This is a genomic window from Mycobacterium sp. E3247, from assembly GCF_001667785.1.
GTDB lineage: Bacteria > Actinomycetota > Actinomycetes > Mycobacteriales > Mycobacteriaceae > Mycobacterium.
This window is the reverse complement of record NZ_LZJG01000445.1, coordinates 1-2,471: the sequence shown is the minus strand read 5'-3', so window position 1 is coordinate 2,471 and position 2,471 is coordinate 1. Positions and strand designations below refer to the sequence as shown.

Below are 2,471 nucleotides of genomic sequence, written 5' to 3'. Positions count from 1 at the left end.
CTGAACAGCCTGTCGCGGTCGTTGACCGCGCTGAACGAGGGCCGCGGCGACTTCTTCGCGGTGGTGCGCAGCCTGGCCCAGTTCGTCAACGCCCTGCACAAAGACGACCAGCAGTTCGTCGCGCTGAACAAGAACCTGGCCGAGTTCACCGACAAGTTGACCGGTTCGGACCGGGACCTCACGAATGCGCTTCAGCAGTTCGACAGCCTGCTGTCCACCCTGCGCCCATTCCTGGACAAGAACCGCGGGGTGCTCGCGCACGACGTCGACAACTTGTCCACTCTCACCACCACGCTGGTCCAACCCGATCCGCTGAACGGGTTGGAGACCGCCCTGCACGTCTTGCCGACGCTGGAGACGAACCTCAGCCAGATCTATCACCCGTCGCACGGCGCCGTCATGTCCATCCCGGCGATTCCCAACTTCGCGAACCCAATGCAGTTCGTCTGCAGCATGATTCAGGCCGGCAGCCGGCTGGGCTATCAGGATTCCGCCGAACTGTGCGCGCAATACCTGGCGCCGATCCTCGATGCCATCAAGTTCAACTACCTGCCGTTCGGACTGAATCTGTTCAGCACCGCCGAAGCGCTGCCCAAGGAAGTCGCCTATTCGGAGGATCGGCTGCACCCGCCGAACGGATTCAAGGACACCACCGTGCCCGGTATCTGGGTGCCCGATACACCGTTCTCGCACCGCAACACTCAGCCCGGCTGGGTCGCCGCGCCGGGCATGCAAGGCACCCAGGTGGGGCCGGTTACCGGCGGCCTGATGACCCCGGAATCTCTGGCCGAACTGATGGGCGGCCCCGACGCCCCAGCCCCACCGCCGGGTTTGCAAACCCCGCCGGGACCGCCGAACGCCTACGACGAGAACCCGGTGGTGCCGCCGATCGGCCTGCGGGCGCCGCAGGTGCCGATCCCGCCACCGCCGCCGGGGCCGGGCGTAGTTCCGGGTCCGGTCCCGCCGACTCCGGCGGCCGCGTCGACGGGAGCGGGATCGTGAACCACCCGCGAAGCATGGCGATCCGGAACATGCTGCGCGCGTTCGGCTCTCGCACACGGCACCGGGCCTTCAAGGGGCTGGCCATATTGAGCGCCGCGGCGATGCTGGCGTCGTGCGCGAAGTGGCACGGAATCGCAAACGTGCCGATGCCGGGCGGCCCGGGCTCAGGGCCGGGGTCCTACACCGTCTACGTGCAGATGCCGGACACACTGGCGCTCAACGACAACAGCCGCGTGCGGGTGGCCGACGTCTTCGTCGGCACGGTACGCGCGATCCAACTGAAGAACTGGGTCGCGACGCTGACGTTACGTCTGGGCAAGGACGTCAAGCTGCCCAAGAACGCGACCGCCAAGATCGGCCAGACCAGTCTCCTGGGTTCACAGCATGTCGAGCTGGCCGCACCGCCCAACCCGTCCCCGGAACCACTGCGGGACGGCGACACCATCCCGCTCAAAAATGCGTCCATGTATCCCACGACCGAGCAGACGCTGGCAAGTCTTGCCATCGTGCTCCGCGGCGGAGGCATCCCGAACCTCGAAGTGCTGCAGAACGAGGTCTACAACATCGTCAACGGCCGAGCGGACCAGATCCGCGCCTTCCTCGGCAAACTCGACACCTTCACCGCCCGACTCGACGAGCAACGCGCTGACATCACCCGAGCCATCGACTCCACCAACCGGCTGCTGGCCTACGTGGGTCCCCGTTCGTACGTCTTGGATCGTGTCCTCACCGAATTCCCGCCGTTGCTCAAGCATTTCGCCGACAAACAGAACCTTTTGATCAACGCGGTGGACGCGACGGGACGGCTCAGCCAACTCGCCGACCAATACCTGTCGGGCGCACGCGGCGACATCCACCAGGACCTGTTGTCGCTGCAGTGCCCGTTGCGGGAACTCGGCCGTGCGGCGCCATATCTGATTCGCGCCCTCAAGCTGATCCTCGTCCGGCCGTTCGACATCGACGCCGTGCCCAAGGCGTTCCGCGGCGACTACTTCAACCTGTCGCTCACGCTGGACCTGACCATGAGCGCCGTCGACAACGCGGTCCTCACCGGGACCGGGTTCTCCGGAGCGCTGCGCGCACTCGAGCAATCGTGGGGCCGCGACCCCGAGACGATGATCCCCGACGTCCGCTACACGCCGAACCCCAATGACGTCCCCGGCGGGCCGCTGGTCGAGAGGGCGGACCGGCAATGCTGACCCGATTCATCAAACGCCAGCTGGTCATGTTCGCCGTCCTGACTGCGATCACGGCGGTCGCGCTTGGCTGGTATTACCTGCAGATTCCCAGCGCGGTCGGGATCGGCCAGTACACGCTGAAAGCGGAGCTGCCCGCGTCGGGCGGTCTCTACAAGACCTCGAACGTGACCTATCGCGGTGAAACCATCGGCACGGTCACCGCCGTCGAGCCGACCAAGACCGGCGCGCGGGTGACCATGAGCATCGCCGACCGCTACAAGATCCCGATTG

2 protein-coding genes and 1 pseudogene are annotated in these 2,471 nt (G+C 65.9%); all 3 read left to right on the top strand.

What is annotated here, in order from left to right; genetic code table 11:
- Nucleotides 1-1,002 (top strand): annotated as a pseudogene (locus A9X04_RS22380) (MCE family protein); the annotation flags it as partial.
- Between the two features lie 29 nt (nucleotides 1,003-1,031).
- Nucleotides 1,032-2,201, top strand: a complete 1,170-nt coding sequence (locus A9X04_RS22375) for a virulence factor Mce family protein (RefSeq protein ID WP_067925187.1) — start codon at nucleotides 1,032-1,034, stop codon at nucleotides 2,199-2,201.
- The coding region (locus A9X04_RS22370) for an MlaD family protein (RefSeq protein WP_156764486.1) at nucleotides 2,195-2,471 on the top strand (277 nt) is incomplete at its 3' end. The genes A9X04_RS22375 and A9X04_RS22370, both read left to right, overlap by 7 nt.

Bases quoted from the DNA above. Each gene is read 5' to 3' on its own strand.
- A9X04_RS22375 (WP_067925187.1), top strand. From the start codon at position 1,032: ATGCTGCGCGCGTTCGGCTCTCGCACACGGCACCGGGCCTTCAAGGGG.